This window comes from Paenibacillus sp. JMULE4 (assembly GCF_013337105.1).
In the GTDB taxonomy this organism is placed as follows: domain Bacteria; phylum Bacillota; class Bacilli; order Paenibacillales; family NBRC-103111; genus Paenibacillus_G; species Paenibacillus_G naphthalenovorans.
Map to the genome: position 1 here is coordinate 70,240 of NZ_SGWF01000023.1, position 21,682 is coordinate 91,921.

At 46.3% G+C, this 21,682-nt stretch carries 21 protein-coding genes; 20 read left to right on the top strand and 1 reads right to left on the bottom strand.

The features are described from left to right. Nucleotides 1-326: 326 nt before the first annotated feature. From EXW96_RS26285 to EXW96_RS26375, 20 genes are all read left to right on the top strand, one after another. On the top strand, nt 327-3,566 hold the full coding sequence (locus EXW96_RS26285; RefSeq protein ID WP_254611588.1) for an S-layer homology domain-containing protein: 3,240 nt from the start codon (nt 327-329) through the stop codon (nt 3,564-3,566). A gap of 78 nt (nt 3,567-3,644) precedes the next feature. Further along, on the top strand, nt 3,645-3,875 hold the full coding sequence (locus EXW96_RS27955) for a hypothetical protein (protein WP_254611589.1): 231 nt from the start codon (nt 3,645-3,647) through the stop codon (nt 3,873-3,875). A gap of 450 nt (nt 3,876-4,325) precedes the next feature. Continuing rightward, entirely contained in the window at nt 4,326-4,598 is a 273-nt protein-coding gene (locus EXW96_RS26295) for an alpha/beta-type small acid-soluble spore protein (RefSeq protein ID WP_174351768.1), read from the top strand. Between the two features lie 184 nt (nt 4,599-4,782). After that, nucleotides 4,783-5,988, top strand: coding sequence for a methionine adenosyltransferase (gene metK, locus EXW96_RS26300; protein ID WP_137670886.1), 1,206 nt, complete (start codon nt 4,783-4,785; stop codon nt 5,986-5,988). Between the two features lie 157 nt (nt 5,989-6,145). Next, nucleotides 6,146-8,443: a phosphodiester glycosidase family protein gene (locus EXW96_RS26305; protein ID WP_309225227.1), complete on the top strand. Its 2,298-nt coding sequence runs from the start codon at nt 6,146-6,148 to the stop codon at nt 8,441-8,443. 17 nt (nt 8,444-8,460) lie between these two features. Next, on the top strand, nt 8,461-8,772 hold the full coding sequence (locus EXW96_RS27960) for a copper amine oxidase N-terminal domain-containing protein (protein WP_254611590.1): 312 nt from the start codon (nt 8,461-8,463) through the stop codon (nt 8,770-8,772). An 88-nt stretch (nt 8,773-8,860) separates the two neighbouring features. Then, nucleotides 8,861-10,015, top strand: a complete 1,155-nt coding sequence (locus EXW96_RS26310) for a sensor histidine kinase (protein WP_054817678.1) — start codon at nt 8,861-8,863, stop codon at nt 10,013-10,015. 4 nt (nt 10,016-10,019) lie between these two features. Then, nucleotides 10,020-10,742, top strand: coding sequence for a response regulator (locus EXW96_RS26315; RefSeq protein WP_062410145.1), 723 nt, complete (start codon nt 10,020-10,022; stop codon nt 10,740-10,742). A 92-nt stretch (nt 10,743-10,834) separates the two neighbouring features. Continuing rightward, nucleotides 10,835-11,233, top strand: a complete 399-nt coding sequence (locus tag EXW96_RS26320; protein WP_054817677.1) for a hypothetical protein — start codon at nt 10,835-10,837, stop codon at nt 11,231-11,233. Nucleotides 11,234-11,259: 26 nt separating this feature from the next. After that, a complete protein-coding gene (locus EXW96_RS26325) occupies nt 11,260-13,161 on the top strand; it encodes an ATP-dependent helicase ComFA (RefSeq protein WP_174351769.1) in 1,902 nt (633 codons plus the stop codon). 13 nt (nt 13,162-13,174) lie between these two features. Further along, nucleotides 13,175-13,942, top strand: a complete 768-nt coding sequence (locus EXW96_RS26330; protein WP_254611591.1) for a ComFC family protein — start codon at nt 13,175-13,177, stop codon at nt 13,940-13,942. A 103-nt stretch (nt 13,943-14,045) separates the two neighbouring features. Beyond that, a complete protein-coding gene (locus tag EXW96_RS26335; protein WP_054817675.1) occupies nt 14,046-14,477 on the top strand; it encodes a hypothetical protein in 432 nt (143 codons plus the stop codon). A 92-nt stretch (nt 14,478-14,569) separates the two neighbouring features. Next, nucleotides 14,570-14,839, top strand: a complete 270-nt coding sequence (gene flgM / locus EXW96_RS26340) for a flagellar biosynthesis anti-sigma factor FlgM (protein WP_137670890.1) — start codon at nt 14,570-14,572, stop codon at nt 14,837-14,839. Between the two features lie 15 nt (nt 14,840-14,854). Beyond that, a complete protein-coding gene (locus EXW96_RS26345; RefSeq protein WP_062410142.1) occupies nt 14,855-15,358 on the top strand; it encodes a flagellar protein FlgN in 504 nt (167 codons plus the stop codon). 17 nt (nt 15,359-15,375) lie between these two features. Continuing rightward, on the top strand, nt 15,376-16,926 hold the full coding sequence (flgK, locus tag EXW96_RS26350) for a flagellar hook-associated protein FlgK (protein WP_054817674.1): 1,551 nt from the start codon (nt 15,376-15,378) through the stop codon (nt 16,924-16,926). A gap of 22 nt (nt 16,927-16,948) precedes the next feature. Then, nucleotides 16,949-17,845, top strand: a complete 897-nt coding sequence (flgL, locus tag EXW96_RS26355) for a flagellar hook-associated protein FlgL (RefSeq protein WP_062410141.1) — start codon at nt 16,949-16,951, stop codon at nt 17,843-17,845. 16 nt (nt 17,846-17,861) lie between these two features. Continuing rightward, a complete protein-coding gene (locus EXW96_RS26360; protein ID WP_054817673.1) occupies nt 17,862-18,431 on the top strand; it encodes a DUF6470 family protein in 570 nt (189 codons plus the stop codon). 98 nt (nt 18,432-18,529) lie between these two features. Next, entirely contained in the window at nt 18,530-19,000 is a 471-nt protein-coding gene (fliW, locus tag EXW96_RS26365) for a flagellar assembly protein FliW (RefSeq protein ID WP_174351771.1), read from the top strand. Then, a complete protein-coding gene (csrA, locus tag EXW96_RS26370; RefSeq protein WP_062410139.1) occupies nt 18,994-19,245 on the top strand; it encodes a carbon storage regulator CsrA in 252 nt (83 codons plus the stop codon). The genes fliW and csrA overlap by 7 nt, the downstream gene beginning before the upstream one ends. A gap of 210 nt (nt 19,246-19,455) precedes the next feature. Further along, nucleotides 19,456-20,856 (top strand): flagellin N-terminal helical domain-containing protein, encoded by a 1,401-nt coding sequence (locus EXW96_RS26375; protein ID WP_174351772.1) that lies wholly within the window; start codon nt 19,456-19,458, stop codon nt 20,854-20,856. A 46-nt stretch (nt 20,857-20,902) separates the two neighbouring features. On the opposite strand, the gene EXW96_RS26380 is transcribed toward EXW96_RS26375, so the two are convergent. Next, a complete protein-coding gene (locus EXW96_RS26380; protein WP_174351773.1) occupies nt 20,903-21,505 on the bottom strand; it encodes a transposase in 603 nt (200 codons plus the stop codon). Nucleotides 21,506-21,682 lie beyond the last annotated feature (177 nt).

Below are 21,682 nucleotides of genomic sequence, written 5' to 3' on the forward strand. Positions count from 1 at the left end.
ACGATACAACATGTTGATAGATAAGTTGATATACTCAGAATACATACTGTGTAGCTGCGAAAAATCTTATAAAAGTTTTTTCAGAAAGCGCAACTTTTTCGAAAACAGTGCGTTTAATACAATGAAACTAAACAATAACAAGCCAAGAGTTAACCCTTTGGATAATTTTCTCAAAATTAACTCTTTACCTTGGTAGCGTGTCGGTGTATAATGTTAAATGGCATGCGACTCTCTATTATTGTTTACTAGTTTCTGCAATTTATACATTGCAGACATAACTAATAAAAATCATTTCGCTCAACTCTGGGAAGGGGGTGAATCGGCTAATGAGGGAATCGAGCTATAGTTTATCTACACAGAACTCTCAACAACCGAAAGATATTCGAGGAGGAGAAAAAAAGGTTATGAAGAAAAGTTTATCTGCTATTTTATCCCTGGCTATGGCATTCTCGATGTTTTCTTCCGTAGCGCTGGGTGCAGAAGCTGCAAAAGATTCTTCCAGCTTCAGCGATCTGAAAGATCTGGATGAAGCTACTAGAGCTAAATTTGATGCATTGATTTCTGCTGGTATCTTTGATGGCGTAAGCGAGGGCGTATTTGGTCTTAACGACAAAATGAACCGCGCTCAATTTGCGAAAGTCGCCGCTTTGATCTTCAAATTGGATGTTGACACTTCCCTGACGACTTCCAGTTTCTCCGATGTGAAAGCAGACGATCCGGCTAACGGCTACGCTCTTCCTTACATCGAAGCTTTGAAAGCTGCAGGTTTGACTGACGGCTATGCGCCTGGTCAATATAACCCTGCTGGCGAAGTAACAAAACAAGAGCTTGCTGCTTTCTTGCTGCGCGGTCTTGGCCTTGACGCTCAAGCTAAAGCAACTCCAGGCGTAAGCGACCATACTGTATCCGACTGGGCTAAAGGATATGTTGCGCTCGCAATCGAGAGACAAATCCTGACTAGCGGTCCTGATGGTACTTTCGGTGGTACTTCCGCTGCAACTCGCGATCTGTTGGTGCTTGCATCTTATGCAGCTCAAGAACAATTCAAAAACCTCAACAAACCTGAAAAAGCATCTATTGCTTCCGCAAAAGCAATCGGCGTTCAGAAAGTTGAAGTGAAATTGGACAGAGATGTTGACACTGAGAAGGCTACACTTAAGCTTACTAGAGGGTCTGCTGACGTTCCAGTTACTGTTGAGTGGGCTGAAGACAAACAATCTGCTGTTCTGACTTTGACTGATTCCAAGGTTCGTGCTGGCGAGTACACTGTAACATTGGGCGGCTTGGATGCAGCTGCAGTTGACAAAACGGTTGCCAAATTCACTGCTGAAGACGAGCAGCTGAAGAGCATCGACTTCCTGACAACTAGCGATACGATCGCTTATTCTTCCAGCGTAGTTATCAAGCTTGCTGCGAAAAACCAATACGGCGAGAATGCTTCCTTCTCCGGCGGCTCTTATACTGTATATACTTCCCTTGCTACTTACAAGAAAATCAGCCGTCAAGATGATGGTATCCTTGCTTTGACTTTGGATACTAAGTCTAATGGTGATGCTCAACAAGGGGTTTCCGTTATCCCTGTAACGGTTGTGAATAACGATCAGCATATTACAGTTTCCAAAAACTTTAAGCTGGGTACGCAACCGATTCTTCAAAAATTAGAGTTGGGTGAAGCAACATATTCCAATAAGGAAGCGAAAGCAATCACTGGCAAAGGTGATTATGCAACATTTGATCTGAACCTGTATGATCAATATGGCAGCAACATCGCTTACGATTCCCCTGACTTCAAGGAAAATGAAGTTAACGTAATCTGGAATGATTATGTTGGACAAAACAAGAGCGGTGGCACTATCGTTGACAAGGATATCGAAGATAACGGCAGCAATGTCCCGAGATTGAAGATTTCCTTGAACGATAACATCGATAAGTCTGGCGATTACACGTTCACAGTTACTAGCCAGGCAGCTACAGCAACAGGCAAGGTTTCCATTAAATCTGCTAAAGTTGCAACCAAAGTAGAAATCGGCGACTCCAATGATGTAATTGCTGCTGGCGACTATGATGTTTATATCCCGATCATCGCTTATGATGAGCAAGGAAATCAACTGAGCGTAGACGACCTGACTGATGACACCAACCGTGAGAGAATTAAATTCAATATTTCCGGTGTTGAAAACAGTGGCAATGTAAAAATCGAGGAAACTGGTGCTCACAAAGGCTCTATTCGTCTGAAAAACATCAATGGTACTTCGAAGGGTTCGGTTACCGTTACGGCGTATATTGCTACAGCCAATGCACAAAGCACGGCTACAAAAACTTACACGATTTCTGATGTTCGTACACCTGACAGAATCAGAGAAGTTACGCCAGTTGCGAAAGCTATCATTCCAAATGCATATAGTAGCTTCAAATACGTGATCCAAGATCAGTATGGAAAACAAATGGATTACAACTTGGGTACAGATAAAAACAAAAATGTTGGGACTACTGTAAATTACAGTGTATATGTAGCTCTTGAAGCACCTGCAGGTGAGAACTTCTTCTATATAACAAAGGATGACGACAGCCAATCCAATCAAGATGGAACTAAACCTGAAAATGTATTGGTTGATGCTACTAAATCCTTTACTTTCGGCAACAAAGATGAGTGGGCTAATAATTCCTTCAAACAACTTAACGAGGGTCTGAGAATTTGGGCTAAACCAGGTGCCGAAGGAAAACAAGCAACACTGAAAATTCAAATTGTTAAGAATGAAGATGGAAAAGACGTTGTATTAACAACTACAACGAAACAAATTCAAGGTACTAAAGTCAATGAAGATCTGACTTATAGCTTGGTTTCTCTTGGTGATATTTACAACACCAAAGATAGTAAGCTTGCTGAATCTGTTACTAATGATGTTTACAAAGCAAATGTCGGTGACCCATCCAAGAGCCCGCTGAAAAAACGCATTAACCTTACAGTAACGAATGCGGCTGGAGATAAAGTTGCTATTCCTGATGACTTCATTAAGAATGTAACTTCCTCCAATCCGAACTCTGCTGTAGTTGGTAAAAACGCTGCAGGTAAATGGTATGTGCTTGGTTACAAAACAGGTACATCTACAATTACTGTAAACTATACCAACTTAAAAGGCGAGTCTAAGACTGTATCTGCTACTGTAACTACTAAGAATGATCCTGTTAGCATTGAAAGTGTAGTGGCTAACAACAAAAAGGTTAAAGTTGCAGCTAGCGCCAGCGGTAATGTAAAAGTGGTTGATGAGTTCACTGCTAACCCTAAAGGCGGTTTGGGCGACTTTGAAATCGTCGATAACTATGGTGTTAAAGTTGATGGTCTCAATTTGATCAATTACAAAAACATCTATGGTGTGATCTTTACAGCTCAAAACATTTCGCTTGTAAATTCAAATATAACTGATGCTAATGCCAACAAGGTAGAAATTAGTGAAGATGGTACAGTTACATTTGGTAGCAACGTTGCTCAATTTGACTTGGTATTGACTGCACCTAGCGGTAAGTCTGCTTCCACTGAAGTACAAATTGATCGTTCTGGTTCATAATTAATATTATTGAACCCAGCTTTAAGAAAGAAGACCTTCGGGTCTTCTTTTTTACTTTAAAAGAGAGAGGGTTGGTTTGTGTTGAATATTAAAAAGCTGATTGCGGCCTCAGTATTGATTTTTGGAATCAATGGTATCCTCCTTGCCCACGCCGATGCGCCCCAAGGCGGTACTGTCCCCGGTTCGGTAGATGACCCGGTTATCACGAAGAGCTATTTCGACCAAAATATTGCAAATAAAATTGCTGATGAACTCGCTAAACAAACCTTCAATGAAGAAAAATCAGACAGATCATCGCTTCGGAGTTAGCCAAAACCGGATCGGCTCCATCTTCCGGAACAGGTGATTCTACCCAACCTGCCGTATCCAATTCTGGACTTACCGTTATTAAGCTGGAGCAAGGCCAATTACTTTTTGGCGGCGCAGGCGCCGAGATTATCGTTCGAACAGGAAAGGCTGTTGCCTTTAGCTCTACAGCAGACGGAATTGCCGATGTAACGGCCGGTAAAGATATTACTGCAGGAACAAGCGTTGAACTTAACCATTTGCTCATTGTTCCTCGTGAGGGACGCGGGATTAAGCCTGATCCGAAATCCAATCAAGACATCTATGTCATGGTTCGCGGGAATTATTTGTTAACCAATGCCGACGGTTCCAAGGTTACTCCATAATTTTACCCATTTCTCCAGTCATTCATACGTTTGCTTGTCTACATAGAGGAAACACTATGGCTACATTCCGAAAAAGGAGGTACTCGTAGTGGCTAAGAATAACAACAAGAAAGTGGTACCGGAAAGCGGAAAGGCATTGGATGTATTAAAATATGAGATCGCTGCGGAGCTTGGACTCCCGGTTGGTAAGCAGGCGGCCAATATGAACGTGGAATTTGCTACGGAATTAGGATCGCTTCCATCGCATCCCATAAAGGAAGATTACTGGGGACATATTGCATCGAGGGATGCCGGTGCGGTAGGAGGCACGATTACAGCACGTTTGATTAAAAAAGCCGAGGAAATGATGCTCAACCTGTAATCGTGACACCTGTGTTAATTATTGTTGGAAATTATCATAATTTATTGACACACTTAGACAAATCCAGTAACATACTATAAAGAAGGTAACAGCCAAAGAAACCTTTTCCAAGCGGAAAAGGTTGATTTTTTGTATGTGTACTTATGCGTGTATTTATGAATACTAGCCTTAGGAGGTTATTCTTATGTCTAATCCAGTGGGTCGCCGCTTATTTACATCCGAGTCTGTTACAGAAGGTCATCCGGATAAAATTTGTGATCAAATTTCAGACTCCGTATTGGATGCATTTTTGGCGAATGATCCGAATGCCCGCGTAGCATGCGAGGTTTCGGTTGCTACAGGTCTTGTGCTTGTCATTGGCGAAATCAGCAGCCGCTCGGAGTATGTCGATATCCAGGCGATTGCGCGTCAAACCATCAAAGATATCGGTTATACGCGCGCCAAATTCGGATTTGACTCCCAAACTTGCGCGGTATTGGTTTCCTTGAACGAGCAGTCTCCAGACATCGCACAGGGCGTGAATAAAGCGCTTGAAGCACGTGAGGGACTAATGTCCGATGATGAGATTGAAGCCATTGGCGCAGGTGACCAAGGAATGATGTTCGGGTTTGCGGTTAACGAGACGCCGGAATTGATGCCGCTGCCGATCTCGCTTTCGCATCAGCTTGCCCGCCGTTTGACAGAAGTTCGTAAGAACGGTAAGCTTCCCTACCTTCGTCCTGACGGAAAGACACAAGTTACTGTTGAGTATGACGGTCCTACCCCAGTTCGTGTAGACACCATTGTTGTTTCTACGCAACACGGGGAAGATGTGACATTGGAGCAAATCCAGGCCGATATTAAAGAGCATGTAATTAAACCGATCGTGCCGGATCATCTGATCGATGCAAACACCAAATATTTCATCAATCCGACAGGCCGTTTTGTTATCGGTGGGCCCCAAGGGGATGCCGGTTTGACAGGACGTAAAATCATCGTTGACACCTACGGCGGCTATGCACGCCACGGCGGCGGTGCATTCTCCGGCAAGGATCCTACTAAGGTTGACCGTTCCGGTGCATATGCCGCTCGTTATGTAGCGAAAAATATTGTTGCCGCAGGCCTCGCAGACAAGTGTGAAGTTCAACTGGCCTATGCTATTGGCGTTGCCAAGCCGGTATCGATTTCCGTCGATACATTCGGTACAGGCAAAGTAAGCGAGCAGAAGCTGGTAGAGATTGTTCGCAAAAACTTTGACTTGCGTCCGGCAGGCATCATTAAAATGCTTGACCTGCGCCGCCCGATTTACAAGCAAACGGCAGCTTACGGTCATTTTGGACGTACGGATGTGGATTTGCCGTGGGAGCGTACGGACAAAGCGGAGCTGCTTAAGGCGGATGCTCTGAACTAAATGTTTTAACCCATGATCTGTCTAAGCAAGACGATCCGTATCCCGGGTCGTCTTTTTGATTTTTTATCACTATTTTTCAAGAAGAATATCGTAACTTTTTAGATAGTAATAGAGTCTAAGATAAAGGAGAGTGGAAACGAGAGAGGAGAACAAAAGAGTGAGTTTGCAAAAGAAATGGCGAAAGTTGTCGTGTGTTGTCCTTGCAGCGTCGCTGCTGCTGTCGTCTTGGCCGGGAACAGGCGGGAATGCGGCTTATGCGGCGAATGAACCGACCGTGACGATGCTGAGCCAGGAAATTTTGACGTCCGGTGCTGTGTTGAAGAAATATGTATGGAAATCTATGCGGAACAATAAAGAAGTTCAAGTCAATGGAAATGTGATAGAAGTTGATTTGACGAATCCGAACGTGAAATTAGATGTGATGACGGGTACGGGAAATCAGTTTACGAAGAAACAAACGGTACTGGGAATGACGAAGGAAACGAAGGCGGTCGCCGGGATCAATGGTGACTTTTATAATACACAGGCTGAAGGCGTGCCCATGGGCCCTCAGATTTCCAATGGGCAGCTGATGGCTACTCCGCCTTACCTGCCGGGATTTTATTCTTTTGCCTTGGACAAGAACAACAAACCGATTGTGGACTTATTTACTTTTAAAGGATCGATTATTGCCAAAGACGGAGCTTCCTATCCGCTCGGGGGCATCAATAAAACATACTATTGGTTCGAGCCGAGCAAGGAACACAGTCATATCGACGGCATGTTTATGTATACCAATGCATGGGGGCAGATAGACCGCTCTAATGATGGAGTAACCGTACCGACGGAGGTCTTGGTCCAGAATGGCATCATTAAACAAATCGCCGTTAACGGCATTATCCGGATGATTGCTCCTGAGGATGGTTATATTCTGCGTGCCTCGGGCAAAGCGGCCGATTTTGTCGTTACGCACCTCAAAGAAGGAGATCCGTTGAAAGCCGATTATCAAGTGCTGGCACAGGATCCGAACAAGAATTATGATGTGAGTACGTTTAAAATGATGATTGGCGGCCACACGATTATGGTGGACGAGGGGAAGCCGGCGGCCTTCTCGCGTGAAGTCGCAAGTCTTTGCTGCAATCGTTCGCGTACGGCGATCGGGTATTCGCAGGATATGAAAACGGCCTATCTGATTACCGTCGATAATTACGGCGACAGCAAAGGGCTAAGCATGCAGGAGCTGCAGCAGTTTATGATTAAGGTGGGGGTATGGAAAGGACTAAATCTGGACGGCGGCGGGTCGACACAGATGGCTGCACGCCCGCTAGGGGAATTTGAACCTGTCCTCGTGAATAAAACGGAAACCGGCGCCCAGCGGCGCGTTGTCAACGGCGTAGGGGTGTACTCTACCGCTCCGCAAGGTGAGGTGAAAGAGATCTTCATTCAAGCCCCGAGCTTCATGTTCGTGGGCGAGCAGGCAGCGTTAGGCTATAAGGCCTATGATATCTATTATAATCCTGTAGAAACCTCCAAACTGCCGGCTCAATGGAGTGTCGCGGACAATAGCGGTACATTCAAAGAAAATGTATTCACCGCAACAAAACCGGGAGTGGCCAAAGTGACGGCCGTAAGCGGTAAAGGGCAATCGACGGCTAATATTGAAGTCGTAGGAAGAAACCAATTGAAAAGCATGAGCATTAAGGCCGATAACATGACGCTAACCGAGGGAGAGTCCGTTAAACTGCCTCCGGTTATTGCGACAACCTTAACTGGAAAAAGCAGAGAAATCCCGCCGCAGCTGATCCAATGGGAAGTGCTCGGTATACAAGGGGAGCTGGCCAACGGAACATTAAAAGTGAACAGCCTGGCCGGAAGCTCCGGTGCCCAGCTCATAGCGAAGTATGATGGCTACAGCACTATGACTGTCATCCCTGTAGGGGTTGATAAAGTTTGGTATGATCTGGATAATTTTGCAGTCATGACGACGTCTGAAGTGAAGCCTCAGGAGGTTAAGGCTGGAGTATCCATCAAGCTGAGTGAAACGGGAAACAAGTATCTGGAGTTGAATTACGATTTTACGCAAGGCACAGGCAATAAATGGGCTTATGCAGCCATGAATACCGGTATTGTGATCGAGGGGCAGCCTCAATATATGAAGGTAAAAGTCAACGGTGACGAAAGCCTGAACTGGTTGCGTGCGGAGATACTGGATAATGCAGGTAAGGTTCATTTGGTCGATTTGGCACGCAGCATCAACTGGAAGGGATGGAAGCAGGTGACTGCCGATCTGTCGGAATACCCAATAAGCTATCCTATCCGGGTGAAGAGCATTTATGTCGTCAATGAGGAGATCGGTCAGGATGAGCGCCTTGCCAAAAGCGCCATCGGGATTGATGATATCACGTTTACGTACAGAGGCGGTTTGGCGAAACCATCGTTCAATTCGATTAGCCTGACGATCAATAAAAAGATGTGACCGTTAACGGGAAAAGAATGATGCTGGAGCAAGCCCCAGTCATTGAAAAAGGCAATACCTTGATCCCAATTCGTTTTGTGACGGACGCTCTTGGCGGAACCGTACGGTGGGACGATACGGAGCGCAAGGTCACCGTCATTCGCGGCGGCAAAATGATTGATCTGTGGATCGATAATCCAGACCTGATCGTGAATGGCCAAAGAGTTACGGCAGAAGTGCCGCCGGTCATCATGAACAATTTGACGATGGTGCCGCTGCGCATCTTATCGGAGAATTTGGGCTGGAAAGTGACATGGGATCCGCAGACCCGACAAGTGACCCTGCAATAATTAGTACTAATAGCTCTCACAATATTTCAAAATTATGGTACTATATTGCTAATGCTATTGAGAAAAATGGCGAAGGAGCTTTGTCCGGATGTCTGTCGATGTTTTTGACCGTGTCATCAAGAATGCCATTGATGTCATGGAGAACAGCAAATACCAAATTTACGAGATCTGTGAAAGCGTCCGGGCAGAACGCGAAGCGCTGAATAAAGAGCTGCAAATCGTATTCGAAGAAACCGCGAGAACGATCGATACGGTAGACCGCTTCGAAGTGGAATACCGTCGTTCTCGTGTGCGTTTGACTGAAGTGAGCCGGGATTTCAAGCGTTTCAATGAAGAAGACATCCGTATGGCCTATGAAGCGGCTACACAGCTTCAAGCGCAATTGGCCATCCATAGGGAAAAAGAGCTGCATTTGAAACTGCGGAGGGACGATCTGCAGAAACGTCTGAAGAACTTGGATAAGCAGCTTGAACGCGCGGAAGCGCTTGTTTCCCAATTCGGTGTCGTGCTGGAATATTTGACCGGGGATTTGAATCAAGTTACGCGGCTCTTGGAGTCTGCCAAAAATCGGCAGCTCCTGGGCCTTAAAATCATTTTGGCCCAGGAAGAGGAACGTAAGCGTATTGCGCGGGAAATCCATGACGGTCTGGCACAGAATTTGGCGAATATGGTACTTCGGACGGAGATTACCGAACGAATGCTGGCCAAACAGGCCTATAATGCCGTTAAGAATGAATTAGACGATTTGAAAGTTAGTGTCAGGAGCGGGATCGAAGAGGTCCGTAAGATCATCTTCAATCTCCGTCCCATGGCGCTCGACGATCTTGGTTTAGTGCCGACATTAAGGAAATTTGTCCAAGATTATGAAGAAAAATCGAAAATCCGAACGAAATTTGAACTGATCGGCAAAGAAGTCCGCCTGCCTTCAGGGATGGAGGTTGCGGTATACCGTTTGGTTCAAGAAGCGTTCTCCAATGTGCATAAGCACGCTGCAGCTTCATTCGTTTCGCTGGAGCTGACGTTCCAGCAGCAAATGATCAAGCTCACGATCACCGATAACGGGGTCGGGTTTATTACAGATAATATCGAAAAGAAAATCACAGACGGAAGTCATTACGGACTGATGGGTATGCGGGAACGCGTGGAACTGCTCGAAGGAAGATTGGACATCCATTCTACCGTTGGAGTGGGAACGAAAATATCCATGGTCATACCGATCAAGTCTGATTCCAAGGAGGATTAACCAAATGGACATTATGGCCAGCGGCAAACGCCCCATAAAGCTCGTTCTCGCGGACGACCATCAATTATTTCGCGAAGGCGTAAAACGCATTTTGAACATGGAGAACGATCTGGAGGTTGTCGGCGAATGCGGTGACGGTATTCAGGTGCTTGAACTGTGCAACACACTCCATCCGGATATCGTGTTGATGGATATCAATATGCCGGTCGAGAACGGCGTGATGGCCACGGAGAAGCTTAAAGATATTTTTCCTGACATCAAGGTGATAATTTTATCCATTCATGACGATGAGAGCTATGTATTTGAAACACTGCGCAAAGGAGCATCCGGCTATTTGCTGAAGGACATGGAGGCTGAATCGTTAATTAACGCCATTCGTTCGGTCGTTGCGGGACATGCTTACATTCATCCGAAGGTAACCGGCAAGCTGATTAATCAACTGCGCCGCATGACATATCTGGACGAGCAGGGGGTTGCCGCTTCCGGTTCAACCAAAGAAGCCGATGTGAAGTATGTACATATGGATAACAGCCCATTGACGCGCAGGGAAGCCGAAGTGCTGCGATTGATGGCTGAGGGCAAGAGCAACAAGATGATTGGGGAGTTCCTCTACATCAGTGAAAAGACCGTAAAAAACCATGTCAGCAGCATTTTGCAAAAAATGGAGGTTGACGACCGTACTCAGGCTGTCATCGTCGCCATAAAGAACGGCTGGGTTACGTTATAATCGTCGCACCGGGCTCATCACAGCCTTTGGTTCGGGCAAGGAACCAACTTCTCTTGGGCAGCATATAATGCTCTTAAGGGAGGGAAGCCGTTATGATGTTAGGCTTGGTTTGGATTATGGGTTGTTATGCTGGGGGGATCTTACTCGTCCATTTGCTGCATTGGCACTGGAAACGGCGGGGGACTGAACCGGTTGCGCATTATGTTCTGCGAACATATAATAATCAGCTTCAGATGGAATGGTATCTTCGTTCGCTGCACTTTTTCTCTTGGATCAAAGGCAGAACCATCGCCGTCACCATTGTTGATGAAGGATCGACTGATGATACATTGGCTATCGCCGAGCGGTTAAGATTGGAGCATCATTTGAACATCTGGACGATAGCGGAAATGGACTGGGATGAATGGGTTCTGAAGCATCGGGATGAGCAGATGATTGTTGTCCGGCTTAACCACAATGATCATTTAGGAAACGCTTACAGGTATTTATAAGGGATGGAAATGGGGATTGACGATTCATGATGGCTTTGGTCTACGTTTTGCTTTCTCCCAAAGGCTGTTCTTGGCACGTTTCTTTGGATATTCGGGCCGACCGAGACCATTGGTTCCGATTGTACGGCAGCCGATTCAAGCTTCGTGTGCTGGAGCCGGCCTTATCGTTTGGACAAGCTATGGAGCTGGTACATCATATTTCGCTGAGTTCGGCAGAGGGAAAGCTGATGGAGACATTGCGCAGCGGCGGCAGAGAGATCGGAATGGCAAGGGAAAAGCTGCGGGAGTGGCGGCTGCGGGAATGGAAGCCTTCCATGTTTGAGCGTTCTTCTATTGACGGTAATACCGAGATGGAGCGGGTGCTCGCAACGATGTCGTTTTTGCTGAAGGGACGTTTTTTGCTTATGGAGGAGTTCAGGGCATTGATGCAGAACCAGGGCGAACCGCAATGGGCAGAAGCAGTCGGTTACTTGCTGCAGAGCGCTTGGCTTCAGGGACGAATTGTGCTCGAATCCGGTGTGGAGAAGCGAAAATCCGGCGGGGTGCTGAAGTTCTTGCTGGATAGTTCATCAAAATGGCGGTGCAGGCGATGCGGAAGCGAGGGGGCTCGGCGGTATCCGAAGAGAAAGGGACCCGGACCAAGGGCCGACGGAGAAGTGCCGGTTTCGATCGTATGGACGGATTGCCCGTATTGCCAAGGCCCTTGCCCATACTGTGAAACGTGCTTGACGATGGGGCGAGTACGATACTGTACGCCTTTGATTCGCACAGAGACTTTGAATGAATCGCAAGAGAAGGAAGAGTGGGCACAGGAACCGGATAGGCAAGCTATATTGAGTCGTTGGGGATTAAGCGAGGTTCAGAAGGAAGCATCGGGCTTGGCGTTGGATTTTTTGAAAGCAAATAAACCCCTTTCAAGGAAAAATAAGAATGAAGGACCGGCAAAAAAATTTTTAATTTGGGCGGTTACGGGAGCGGGGAAGACGGAAATGATTTTTCCGATGATCCAATATACGCTGGCATGCGGCAGAAAAGTAGTGGTCGCAACTCCAAGACGTGACGTGGTACTGGAGCTGAAGCCGCGGCTGGAGAAAGCTTTTCCGTCGGTCAAGGTGGTTACGCTTTACGGGGGGAGCGAGCAGCGGTGGGAGCAGGGGGAGCTGACGTTGGCGACGACGCACCAATTGATGCGGTTTCACCGTGCCTTCGAGCTGGTGATCGTGGATGAACTGGATGCGTTCCCCTACCACAATAACCCGCAGCTGCAGTATGCCGCGGAGCAGGTCTGCGCACCGGGCGGTGCGTATATCCTGCTGTCGGCGACACCGCCGGCAGAGCTGCAGCGGGCGGTTAAGAAGGGCACGCTGCCGCATGCCCGCGTAGCCGCAAGGTATCATCGGCATCCTCTTCCGGTTCCTTTCTTAATGGGATGCCCGGGCTTGAGGCAAACGCTTCGGCAGGGCATACTGCCTGGAAAACTAAAGCAAAAACTGCAGGCTTCGCTCGATCGTGGCGCTCAAATTTTCGTATTCGTGCCGAACATTGCGATGGTCGAGCCGTTTACGGAGCTGCTGCGCCGGGCTTTCCTTGATGTGAACATACAGGGCACGTCCTCCAAGGATGCTGACCGCACAGGCAAAGTAACGGATTTTCGAGCCGCGAAGATTCGCATGCTGGTAACGACGACGATTTTGGAACGGGGGGTTACGATACCAAAGTCGGATGTGTTTATTTTGGATGCGGACTCGCCTGTTTTTGATGCTGCTGCGCTCGTCCAAATGGCCGGAAGGGCAGGCAGGTCCGCTCAAGACCCCAAGGGGCTGGTCGTATTCGCCGCTAAAGAAAAGACACGCTCACAATCCCAGGCTGTGAAGCAAATCGTGGATATGAACGTTCTTGCCCTCAAAAAAGGGTATATTGATGCTTAAGGAGGGACTGCGGTTGTTAAAGATCGGTGAGGTGACCGAGTGGCTCATCCGCATTATCAGCCGGACGGAGACGCTGCTTGCGCCCAGATCATCGTCCTGCCTGGTGTGTGGAGGAAGAAGAGCGAGCGGGACAATACGCCTGCCTGTCTGCCGGCGCTGCTATGAACTTATACCCTGGATACATGCCGTACGATGTGACCGGTGCGGCCGGCACGTGGAATGCCCGGACTGTCCGCGGCGCAAATATACATACTTTACCCAAAACCGCAGTGTTGTTCGTTATGACGAACATATGAAGGAATGGCTGGCCCTTTATAAGTATCGGGGGAAAGAATCGCTTGCGAGGGTACTCGGCCCCATGCTGCTGCACGCTTATCATTTGCATCACAAGGGCAAAGCCCGATCCGATACGGCTGAATGGATCACTTACGTTCCTTTGAGCGCACAAAGATACGCCGAACGGGGATTTAATCAAGCAGAGCAAATGGCCAGGGAGCTTGGGAGATTGACCGGTATACCGGTCATTTCTCTGCTGACCAGAGCCCGCCACACCGACAAGCAAAGCTTCAAAGCCAGAGCCGATCGGCTTGACGATATGGCGGGGGTGTTTGTACCTGATCTTTCTCAAATCGCTCCTATTGCTTTGGCATGCCGGAAGGGGCGAGTACGTCTTTACCTTGTGGACGATGTGTATACGACCGGAAGTACCTTCAACGAATGCGCCCGAACGATCAGGACTATTTTACCGGTTCACGTGTATGGGGTCAGTTGGGCAAGGTAAAAATGGCATGAAAATTCTCACATTTGTCAAAAAAAGGAGTGCATTGTCGTATTCTTTGAGATAAACTAAACGTAGATATGGGCCGAAAGGAGCGGGGGGTAACATGAGTCTCAATGTGGCAAACTGCAGTAGGTGTGGTAAAGTTTATGTCAAGAATAACTACGGCATGTGTCCAAACTGCATTAAGAGTCTGGAAGCGGAATATGAAAAATGTTTACAATTCCTTCGGGAGAACCGGACATGCACGATTCAAGAGCTTAGTGACGCAACGGGCGTAGACATCAAACAGATCGTCAAGTTTATCCGTGAAGGCCGTATTTCCATCAAAAACAATCCCAATATGACCTATGACTGCGATATTTGCGGAGCGCCGATTCGCAGCAACAATATATGTGATAACTGCCGAACACGCTTGGTGAAGGACTTTGATCACCTTCACGAAGATGAGGAACGAAAGAAAATTCGGGAGGAGCAGCAGCAAAGGAATGCTGCATTTAAAATTAGGGACAGGCTTGAAGATCGACAAAATAAATGAATTCCATCTAAACTTTTAAAAACAGCCCACCGATAAAAGTAGTAATACAGGAATCGGTGGGCTTACTATTGCTGTCAGTCGAGGTGAACAAGATGAAAATTAATGGGACGAATCAGGTTAGTCCGGTGAACCAATACAAGAAGAACCAGGAACATATACAAGCGGCGGCATCCGGGAAAAAGAGCAAGACGAAAGACCATGTGGAAATTTCTACCGAAGCCAAGGAGCTGCTTGAAAGTTTCGGGGCGAAACCGGCAGATCGGGAAAGACTTGACGAATTGAAAAAGTCGGTGAAAGCGGGTTCGTATCATGTCGATGCCCGTACGCTGGCTGAAAAAATATTTCCTTTTTTGAAATTCTAGTTGGAGTGGAGAGCCATGTCTTTGGAAGCCCTGTTGCAAACGATGGCGGAGCTGAATGATGTTCATAACACCTTGTTGGATCTTGCAGAGCGGAAGAAGCATGTAATTATCCATAACGAAGTGGAACAATTGATGCAAATTGTGAACAAAGAAAACAAGCTGTTGAAGCGGATCGGGGAATTGGACCAGCAGCGTCTGGAAGCAACCGGAGCCTTTCTCATGGAGAAAGGGTATAAGCCTAATCCCCGGGTGACCGTCAGCGACTTGACGAAGATTATTTTTAATATGGACGAAAAAAAGCAGCTGATGGATGAGCAAAAGCAGCTCTTGGCAACCATCCGCAAGCTGCGGGAGCTGAATCAGTTCAATCAACAGCTTACCGAGCATTCTTTAAAATATATTAATTACTCTCTTGACCTGCTTGCCGGTTCATCCGACGATGAAGTGATTTATCATAACCCGCACCAGCAATTGAGTTCAAGTATGAAGCCGAATCGGTTGTTTGATACGAAGGCATAGAACGGGAGTGTATTCCTATGAGATCAACTTTCCATGGACTGGAGACTGCGAAACGCTCATTGTTTACGCAGCAGGCTGCTTTACAGACGACAGGACACAACATAGCCAATGCCAACACTGCAGGTTACTCTAGGCAGGTTGTGAATATGAATGCATCAAGACCAATTGAAGCCGTAGGCATGACCCGATCGAATGTTCCTGGTCAATTAGGCACAGGGGTTGAATTCGGGTCCATCACGAGAATTCGTGAAAATTTTTTGGACAATCAATTCAGAAATGAAAATAAATCCTTTGGCAGTTGGTCCGTCCGACAAGATACATTAGAGAAGCTTGAAAAAATCATTAACGAACCTTCGGATACCGGTATTCGAACAGTGATTGATAACTTTTGGAAAGCGTGGTCCGATCTCAGCAAAGATCCGGAAAACACGGATGGACGAAAGATTGTCCGCGAGAATGCATTGGCTCTTGCGGATGCCTTTAATGCCACAAGCAAGCAATTAAACGACTTGAGCGCTGATCTGACAGAGAACATTAATGTAAAAGTAAGCCAAATTAACACGATTGCTTCTACTATATCTAACCTGAATAAAGAAATTCAGCGCGTAGAGGGAATAGGTGATAACGCTAACGATCTTAGAGACCAAAGGGATTTGTTGACCGATGAGTTGTCTAAAATTGTGAATATCCAAGTAGTGGATACGGATCAAGGTTACACCATCACGATGGGAAATACAGCCATTGTTGCAGGCGGTACCCCGTCTGTGATGACAAGCGATATCTTAAATCAGGCGTTTGCCTCCGGTGACCTTAACGGCGGTGAAGTATATGGCATGATTGTTTCGAGAGATCAATATGTGGCAAGCTATATATCGGAGCTGGATACGATTGCGAATACTTTGGTGAATGGGAAAATCACCGTAACGATTCCTAAGGACTCGGTTTTGCCCGAGGGGACCGTGTTGAACGGGGTCACCTATTCAGGCAGTAACAGGACATTGACCAGCGATCTGACCGTCGAAGTGAACGGCTTTAACGGTTTGCACAAGCTCGGATATAATCTGGGAAATCCATCTTTCGGGGTGCCTTTCTTTGATGAAAACTCCGGACAACCGGTAACGGCTGCGACATTTAAGGTGAATTCGGCGATCGTCGATAACCCCAATCTTATTGCCACTTCTATGCGTACAATAGGCACGGGAGCGAATGAAAAAGTCGTGATCGGAAACAATACGGCGGCTCTTTTGTTGTCTCAGGTGAGGGATGCCAAGTTTAGTTTTGGAACAGGAGCCAATGCATCTATGGCAACAGTAGACGATTATTTTCGTTCGGTTGTCGGTCAGGTTGGCGTACAAACCAAAGAGGCCCAACGTCAAGCGACCAACCAGAAAATTCTTGTAGATCAAGTGGAATCCAGAAGACAATCGGTGAGCGGCGTATCGTTGGATGAAGAAATGTCCAACATGATTAAGTTTCAGCATGCATACAACGCCGCGGCCAGAGCGATGACCACTTTTGATGAAACGTTAGACAAAGTAATTAACGGCATGGGTGTCGTTGGCAGATAATAGATGAAAAGGAGGGGGAATAATGCCGTTAAGAGTAACGCAAGGCATGATCAGTTCGCAATTGCTGAGGAACGTTTCTACGAATCTGGGCCGATTGAGTCATTTGGAGAATCAGTTGTCCACCGCTCGCAAGATCAATGCTCCATCCGATGACCCCGTGGGAATCACATTTTCATTAAGATATCGGAGTGAGCTTTCGGCAACCGATCAATTTCAAAGAAATGTGGACGCAGGCGCTTCGACCCTGGATTTTACGGACACAATGCTGGGACAAGCCGGAGATGTGCTGCAGCGTGTAAGGGAATTGGCTGTTAAAGGCGCGAATGCTACCAATCCGGATACAGCTATGGAAGCCATGAAAACCGAAATCGAAGAAATGTATAAGCAGATGGTCGATATCGGGAACAGCAAGTTTAAGGGGAAATATGTGTTTAATGGTCAACTCACTGATATTAAGCCCTATACCGAAGCAGGGGCAGCGACAGAAACGACGGATTACGGGCTTTTGCAATTTGAAATGGGACCTGGCATTAAGCTGCCTGTTAATATTACCGGGGCTGATGCTTTTGGTCTACCTACGGATCCCGATAATGTGTTCCTCATTTTGAACGATATGATCACCGATCTTGCCAATAATAATCACGCCGGGGTTAGTAATGCTATTGACAAAATTGATACAAGAATGAACAAGATTCTTGAGATGCGTTCAGAGGTCGGAGCCAGAATGAACCGGATTGAACTCATTCAAGGAAGGTTGGTCGATATGAGCACCAATTTACAAAGCCTGCAGTCCAAAACAGAGGATGCGGATATGGCTGAGGTGATTACAAACTTAAAAATGGGTGAGAATGTATATCAGGCTGCTCTTTCGGCGGGAGCCAAAATTATTCAACCTAGCTTAGTCGACTTTTTACGCTAGGAGGTCGGTATAGAAGATGGTCTCTTTCCCCTCCATCTCCATTCATCAACAGTTTGCGCAGCTGGGTATTGATGCTGACCACGCAACGCTCGAACAAAAGCAGCCGAAGGCGACCTACGAGATGAAGCGGGTACCGCCGAAGCTGCAAATCGAATCTCCGCGCGGAGATCTGCAAATCGACCAGAGCAAGGCATGGGATGCGCTGAACAGAGGAGGCCATCTTGAGACGATGAACCGGATTTATTCGGAGGCCAAGAATGTAGCGCTGCAAGGGATCGCGAGAATCGTAGAGCAAGGCAACCGTCTCGGCAACATCGCAGCAGGTGGGAATCCTATAGCCGATAATGCGCAGCAGCTTTTTTTCGAACGTTTTGAGTTTAATTTTGTGGGGCCGGCGGCGTATGATAATGTGGATATTCACTATACTGCAAACAAACCGAGGATCGAAGTGACTGATGGCCTTGTAGAAGTTAATGTACAGGTGAACCGGCCGGAGCTGAACGTTTCTCGAGGAAAGCTGGACATCTACATGCTGCAATATCCAAAGGTAGAAATTACACCTCCGCAAATTGATCTGAAAATATAGGCAAGAAACCACAGGTTAAAAAGTCTGTAGTTTTTGATATATTTTTCGCAAAGCTCCGGCAGGAGCTTTTCTTATTTCCATAAAGGGGTGATCAATAGATGATGGTAAGTACTTTGCAATTCGGGCAAATTGTCGTGGAGGAAGATCATATCATCACCTTTCCTCAAGGCTTGCCCGGTTTTGAAGAATATCGGCAATATGTGATTTTGCAATCCGAGGCGGATGAGCCTTTTTCATTTATGCAGTCCGTAGACAATCATAATTTATCGTTTGTCCTTACGAATCCATTCTTGTTCTATCCAAGCTACGAATTTCAGCTGCCGGAAAGCGTGGAAGAACAGCTGGGAATCAAGGATGCCAAAGATCTGATGATTTGGTCCATTATTACCGTCTCCAGCGATATTGAAAATATAACGATAAATCTTCTTGCCCCTGTCATTATTAACATGGCGACAAAAATCGGCAAACAAGTGATCCTTCACAATACCCCCTATAAAACAAAGCACAGGCTTGTAGACTCGGCGGCGAATACCGTTCCGTCACAAATGGATGGTGAGCCGTCATGCTAGTACTTACCCGCAAGAAGGGCGAATCGATTATGATCGGGGATCAGGTGGAGTTGGTTGTACTGGGAGTAGAAGGGGAAACGGTTAAAATAGGCATTAAAGCTCCCCAAAATGTCGAGGTATACAGAAAAGAGGTTTATTTGTCGATACAGGAATCCAACCGTGAAGCGTCCAATATTGCTGTGAATCTCAAGGATTTAAACGCTTTGATTAAGGAGAAGCGAAATAAAAATAGAAATTCGTCGTAAATTAAAGAAATATAGCGATATTTTGAGAAAAAAGGCCGGTTTTATCCCTAAAAATGGCCAATACGCATCTAATTGATCGAAATTACACCTACAGTACGTATCGATGAATTACGATAATAATAATAAGAACGATTCATAGGGCGGCCGACCTACGAATAGTTGAAAACCACATGGATGTGGGAAAACGAACCTTCAGGGAGGAAGAAAAAAATGAGAATTAATCACAACATTGCAGCATTAAATACACACCGTCAGTTAAGCATCAACAACACCGCAACGGGCAAAGCTCTGGAGAAACTGTCTTCCGGTCTGCGTATCAACCGTGCAGGGGATGACGCGGCAGGTCTGGCAATCTCTGAAAAAATGCGCGGACAAATCCGCGGTTTGGAAATGGCGTCTAAAAACTCACAAGACGGTATCTCTCTCATCCAAACCGCAGAGGGTGCTCTGAACGAAACTCACAGCATTCTGCAGCGTATGCGTGAGTTGGCTGTTCAAGCAGCTAATGACACCAATACTGATAATGACCGTAAAGCTCTTCAAGATGAAGTGAAGCAGTTGAAGAGTGAAATTGACCGAATCGCAAATACTACTGAGTTCAACACCAAAAAACTGTTAAATGGTAATCTTGGTGTGAATGCTGAAATCACAACAAATAATAATGCTCTAGAACCAATTACAATTACCAACGCGGACCTTGCAGCTGATACTTATGACATTGATATTGCTAATGCAGGTACTTTAACAGCTACTGTAAAGACCAATACAACTGGCCTGGATGCTAGTACTGATTTTACTATGGCTGCAACTACAGATATTTCTGGGCTTAAACTTGGTGAATATACTCTTGAGCTAAAGGCAACAGGTACTGCTGATACATTTGATTTTTCTTTAAAAGACAAGAACGGTGTGGTAGTTGCATCTGCTTCAGCCGATGATATTACTGACGGTGTAATATTGAACGGTTCTAATGGAGAAGTCTTTACTATCGGAAACGTTGCTGCTGGTACAGCAAGAGAAGGAAAAATGACCTTTACTCTTGGCGCGGATTTCGGAGCTAGCGATATTACCATTACTAACTCTGCGGGCGGTACGGTTTACGATAACGCTGCAGCAATTAGCATTAGCTCGAACAAGTTTGATGCGAACGGCATCGAACTTGACCTGACCGTGGATACAGTTCTTACAGATGGAACATCGACAATTGTTGTAACAAATAATGCGGCTGAATTCCAAATCGGCGCTAACCAAGGCCAGTCGATGAAAGTTGCAATTGGTAACATGGATGTTGAGTCTCTAGGTATTAAAGATGTTGACCTTTCTACAAAAGACGGAGCACAAACAGCAATTACAACTATTAACGATGCATTGGAGAAAGTTTCTACTCAGCGTGCTTCACTTGGTGCATACCAAAACCGTCTCGAACATACAATTAATAACCTTGGCACAACTGCTGAGAACTTAACTGCATCTGAATCTCGTATCCGTGACGTAGATATGGCGAAAGAAATGATGGAGTTCACCAAGAACAACATCCTCACTCAAGCCGCCCAAGCTATGCTTGCACAAGCGAACCAACAGCCGCAAGGCGTACTGCAACTGCTCCGTTAATTTCAGTAAAACAAAGAGAGACCTTAGGATTCCTAGGGTCTCTTTTTCATGCCCCCACCGCTTCTACTGTCGCTGTAGGTTGGCGATATGGCGTTTTATTCTTCATGATACTGAAAACGATGCTGACCAGTCTTCTAGCTACGTAGACCATCGCTTGTTTCTTCTTCCGCCCCTCCTTGATTTTCTTTTGATAATATTCGTACATGAGAGGATTGATACCTTGGCGGATTTGTGTCAATGCCAGGGAGTAGAACGCTTTGTTCAGTTCACGGTTGCCTAGCTTATTCGTGTATCGGTTCTTCGATTCGCCAGAACTATGCTCAATGGGCGCAATGCCTGCTAGTTTGGCAAGTTGGGAATGATGTCTGAAACGGTTAATGTCCCCAATATTAGCGATAGAGGTGGCAGCAAGAACGGTATCAACTCCATGAATGGTTTTCAATGGGTAACCTGTTTCGTCAATCAGTTTGTCCAGTTGTTTCTCTAACGTGGCGATTTCCCCTTCTAAATGCTCAATAGATTGGATATAGGAGCGGATAGATTGATTTCGTTCCTCTTGGTAACCGTTATCCGCCCATCCATTGGCAGTAATCGCGTCTAGGATTTCCTGCGCCTTGGCTTTCGGTACGGATTTATTGTACTGTTGCAAGGTTTTCGCTAGTTCCTCCGCCGACACGTTGGCAACCATTTCACAGGATGGGTAGGTATAGAAGAAACCTCTTGCGGTCTTGCTTTCCAAATCCTTGAAAAAGTCGGTATAGTTCGGGTAGTGGTGAATCAGCAGATTATGAAGGCTGAGTTTCTGTAACCGCTAGAATATAGACAT

Coding starts and splice junctions, on each gene's coding strand:
- EXW96_RS26285 (WP_254611588.1), top strand. CDS start 327: ATGAGGGAATCGAGCTATAGTTTATCTACACAGAACTCTCAACAACCG.
- metK (WP_137670886.1), top strand. CDS start 4,783: ATGTCTAATCCAGTGGGTCGCCGCTTATTTACATCCGAGTCTGTTACA.
- EXW96_RS27960 (WP_254611590.1), top strand. CDS start 8,461: ATGATGCTGGAGCAAGCCCCAGTCATTGAAAAAGGCAATACCTTGATC.
- EXW96_RS26310 (WP_054817678.1), top strand. CDS start 8,861: ATGTCTGTCGATGTTTTTGACCGTGTCATCAAGAATGCCATTGATGTC.
- EXW96_RS26315 (WP_062410145.1), top strand. CDS start 10,020: ATGGACATTATGGCCAGCGGCAAACGCCCCATAAAGCTCGTTCTCGCG.
- EXW96_RS26320 (WP_054817677.1), top strand. CDS start 10,835: ATGATGTTAGGCTTGGTTTGGATTATGGGTTGTTATGCTGGGGGGATC.
- EXW96_RS26325 (WP_174351769.1), top strand. CDS start 11,260: ATGATGGCTTTGGTCTACGTTTTGCTTTCTCCCAAAGGCTGTTCTTGG.
- EXW96_RS26335 (WP_054817675.1), top strand. CDS start 14,046: ATGAGTCTCAATGTGGCAAACTGCAGTAGGTGTGGTAAAGTTTATGTC.
- flgM (WP_137670890.1), top strand. CDS start 14,570: ATGAAAATTAATGGGACGAATCAGGTTAGTCCGGTGAACCAATACAAG.
- EXW96_RS26345 (WP_062410142.1), top strand. CDS start 14,855: ATGTCTTTGGAAGCCCTGTTGCAAACGATGGCGGAGCTGAATGATGTT.
- flgK (WP_054817674.1), top strand. CDS start 15,376: ATGAGATCAACTTTCCATGGACTGGAGACTGCGAAACGCTCATTGTTT.
- flgL (WP_062410141.1), top strand. CDS start 16,949: ATGCCGTTAAGAGTAACGCAAGGCATGATCAGTTCGCAATTGCTGAGG.
- EXW96_RS26360 (WP_054817673.1), top strand. CDS start 17,862: ATGGTCTCTTTCCCCTCCATCTCCATTCATCAACAGTTTGCGCAGCTG.
- fliW (WP_174351771.1), top strand. CDS start 18,530: ATGATGGTAAGTACTTTGCAATTCGGGCAAATTGTCGTGGAGGAAGAT.
- csrA (WP_062410139.1), top strand. CDS start 18,994: ATGCTAGTACTTACCCGCAAGAAGGGCGAATCGATTATGATCGGGGAT.
- EXW96_RS26375 (WP_174351772.1), top strand. CDS start 19,456: ATGAGAATTAATCACAACATTGCAGCATTAAATACACACCGTCAGTTA.